Source organism: Microbacterium sp. H6 (assembly GCF_003314775.1).
Lineage (GTDB): Bacteria > Actinomycetota > Actinomycetes > Actinomycetales > Microbacteriaceae > Microbacterium > Microbacterium oxydans.
The window spans coordinates 42001-44340 of the sequence record NZ_QOAY01000262.1 but is presented as its reverse complement, the minus strand read 5'-3'; the positions used below and the strand labels follow the sequence as shown (position 1 = coordinate 44340).

The window sequence follows — 2340 nt, the reverse complement described above, 5'->3', positions numbered from 1 at the left end:
CGACCCCTCGCACGTGCTGCTCGCCTGCGGAATCGCACCCGAGGTCGCACAGACGTCGGTGCGCTTCACGTTCGGTCGCGAGGAGCTGGCCACGGACGCTCCCGAGCGCCTGGCGGCGCTCGTCGCGGAATCCGTGCGCGCGGCCCGGGGCTGATGCCCGGCCATAGACTCGGCACGTGACTGCCTCCGCCCCGATCGTGACGCTGATCGTCCCCGGACGCGACATCGCCGCCTTCGCCCCCGCTGCGCTCGACTCGCTCCGCGCACAGACCGAACCCCGCTGGCGGGCGATCCTGATCGACGACGGTTCGACCGACGAGACGGGCGCGATCTTCGATGACGCGGCCTCCGCTGACCGACGTTTCACGACGATCCGCAATGACGCCTCCCGTGGCCTCGGCGCCGCCCGCAATGCCGGTCTCGCCCTGGTGGACACCCCCTACCTCGGCTTCCTCGACGGCGACGACGAACTGCGGCCGGACGCCCTCGCCCGGATGACGCACACACTCGAACGGACCGGAAGCGATTTCGTCGCCGGAGCCTACGTGCGCGCACGCCCTCAGGGAGATGCGTACCTCGCCGGTCGCGTGCAGCCCTGGGTATCCGCGGCCACCTCCCCGGAGAGGCTGGGCACCACGCTCACCGCACATCCCCGGGCGGTGTCGAACATCGTCGCCTGGTCGAAGCTGAGTCGCACTCCTTTCTGGCAGGATCTCCGCTTCCCGGAGGGCGTCGCCTACGAGGACCAGATCGTCGCCCAGCAGATGTACACCCGCGCACGGGCGTTCGACGTCATCCCGGATGTGGTCGTGCACTGGCGTCTCCGCGCCGACGGCACCTCGATCACCCAGGGCAAAGGTCGGCTCCCCGTAGTGCGCGACTACCTGGCAGCTCTGCGCGGCGGCATCCGCGTGCTGCACGACGCCGGCGCACGTGCCTCGGTCGTAGCGCGGATCGAGCTGATCCTCGCCATGGACATCCCCTCACTCCTCGACATCGCGGAGCAGCACACCGACCCGGCATACGCCGCCGAGGTCGACGCCTTCATCGCCGAGCTCCGGGCACTCCCCGAGTTCGCCGATGCCACTCCAGACCCCTCCCTCGCCGCGGCTCTCGCCTGGTGAGGGCGGACCACCGATCGGCGGACACATGAACGACTACCTCTCTTCGCTGTTCTCCCTCGAGGGACGCACCGCTGTCGTGACGGGCGGCAGCTCCGGCATCGGTCGAGGGATCGCCACCGCGCTCGCTCGTGCCGGCGCGGCCACGGTCGTGGTCGCCCGCGGTGAGGAACGCATCCGCGAGACCGTCGATGAGCTGCGTGCGCTCGGCTGCCGGGCGATCGGTGTCGTCGGCGATCTCAGCACGAGGCACGGAATCCACGCCGTCGCCGCAGCGGCTGTCGAGCCCTTCGGGGAACCGGACATCCTCGTCAACTCGGCAGGCATCAACATCCGGCCGCCCTTCCCCGACATCACCGAAGAAGACTGGGACGCCACGATGACGGTCAACGCGCTCGCACCGTTCCTGCTCGGCCAGCAGTTCGCGAAGGGCATGGCCGCACGCGGATACGGCCGCCTCATCCACATCAGCTCCCAGCAGGCGCACCGGGCCTTCGTGGGCAGCGGTGTGTACGGTGCGTCGAAGGGTGCCGTGGAGTCGCTCATGCGCTCGGAGGCCGAGGCCTGGGGCGGGACGGGCGTCACGAGCAACACGCTGGTGCCGGGGTTCGTGCTCACGCCGTTGAACGCCCGCCTGCAACAGGACCCGGAGAAGGTCGCCGAGCTCGCGGCCCGCACGATGATCGGACGCAACGGTCTGCCGAGCGACTTCGCGGGTGCGGCGGTGTTCCTGGCCGGGGCAGGATCGGGCTACGTCACCGGTCACTCGCTGTTCGTCGACGGCGGGCTGTCGGTGCACTGACCTGAGACTGCACTGACCTGAGACTGCTCAGGGCCCCGGCGGGTAGACCCGCTCGTCGGGTCTCGGCTCGGCCAGCAGCGGCACAGCGGCGGTGATGGTCGCGACGGCGTCTTCGCCAGCGGAATCGGCAGGTGCTCTGTCGGCGCGGCGCTCAGCGAGAGGAGCCGAAGCGCCGCCCGTCACCGCCTCCTCGACCGCTGCCTCGGTGTCGAGCACCCGCGACGCCGCCACCTGCTCAGCCGCGAGTTCGGCATAGAGTCCACCGAGCGCCAGCAGCTCGGAGTGAGTGCCGGACTCGATGATGCGCCCCGCTTCGAGCACGTGGATCACGTCCGCGCCCATCACGGTCGAGAGCCGGTGGGCGATGGAGAGCGTCGTGCGCCCCTTCGCGGCCTCGTCGAGCGCTTCCTGCACCAC

General features: G+C 70.3%; 2 protein-coding genes and 1 pseudogene. 2 read left to right on the top strand and 1 reads right to left on the bottom strand.

Going from position 1 to position 2340, the window contains the following annotated elements; translation table 11 throughout:
• The first annotated feature begins 176 nt into the window (after nt 1-176).
• Nucleotides 177-1124: a glycosyltransferase family 2 protein gene (locus tag DSP71_RS17175; RefSeq protein WP_113681674.1), complete on the top strand. Its 948-nt coding sequence runs from the start codon at nt 177-179 to the stop codon at nt 1122-1124.
• Between the two features lie 25 nt (nt 1125-1149).
• Nucleotides 1150-1923, top strand: coding sequence for an SDR family NAD(P)-dependent oxidoreductase (locus tag DSP71_RS17170; protein WP_113681673.1), 774 nt, complete (start codon nt 1150-1152; stop codon nt 1921-1923).
• 27 nt (nt 1924-1950) lie between these two features.
• Here the strand turns inward: DSP71_RS17170 and DSP71_RS24170 are convergent.
• Nucleotides 1951-2340: pseudogene (locus tag DSP71_RS24170) on the bottom strand (ABC transporter ATP-binding protein); the annotation flags it as partial.

Coding starts and splice junctions, on each gene's coding strand:
- DSP71_RS17170 (WP_113681673.1), top strand. CDS start 1,150: ATGAACGACTACCTCTCTTCGCTGTTCTCCCTCGAGGGACGCACCGCT.